The sequence below is a fragment of the Streptomyces iakyrus genome, assembly GCF_000717055.1.
Classification (GTDB): Bacteria; Actinomycetota; Actinomycetes; order Streptomycetales; family Streptomycetaceae; genus Streptomyces; species Streptomyces iakyrus.
This window is the reverse complement of sequence record NZ_JNXI01000079.1, coordinates 1-610: the sequence shown is the minus strand read 5'-3', so window position 1 is coordinate 610 and position 610 is coordinate 1. Positions and strand designations below refer to the sequence as shown.

The following is a 610-nucleotide window of genomic DNA, read 5'->3' as shown; positions in this document are numbered from 1 at the left end:
GTCCAGCCCGAGCCGCCTGCCTGCGCCTTGGCACATGCCGCAAACTTCGAGCGCCAGCCGGCGACGCTGCCGAAGTCGCGCTCCAATGCCAGCGCCAAGTCGCCCGCAGCATCGCCGCTACCGCCGAGGCCGTCGAAATAGATCTCATGCAGGATCGCCGAGTTGGCGGCAATGAGTTCCTCCCGCTTGAGGCCATTGATGTCGAAGACCGGGGCCTGGCTCCAGTCGAGTTCGTCGAGGCGGCGCTCGATGGCGTTGAGGCGCCGCACGGCGCCTCCGTAATTGTTCTCGTAGTGGCTCGCCAGAAGCCGCTCGGAGAGCCCGTCAAGGCGCGGCGGCTTGAAGGGCAAGGGCATGATCCGATGCATGGCATCCTCGTTCGGGATACGTGATGGCAGCGGACGCTACGCTCGAATTTAAAATGATACAAGTGTTGCTTTTGACAGTTTTGATGATACGGTGACGACATGAGCAATGATGCCCCCTCGGCAGAGCAGCGCTGGCTGCTGCTGATCCACCAGTTGCCGAGCAAGCCCGCCTACTTCCGGGTGAAGGTCTGGCGCCGCCTGCAAGGGATCGGGGCCGTCGCGGTGAAGAGCACGGTCTATGC

1 protein-coding gene is annotated in these 610 nt (G+C 63.1%); it reads right to left on the bottom strand.

The genetic code is table 11. The features are described 5' to 3' along the window. A partial coding sequence (locus tag OO68_RS48840) for a superoxide dismutase (protein ID WP_033314706.1) occupies nt 1-368 on the bottom strand: 368 nt, incomplete at its 3' end. Nucleotides 369-610: the final 242 nt, after the last annotated feature.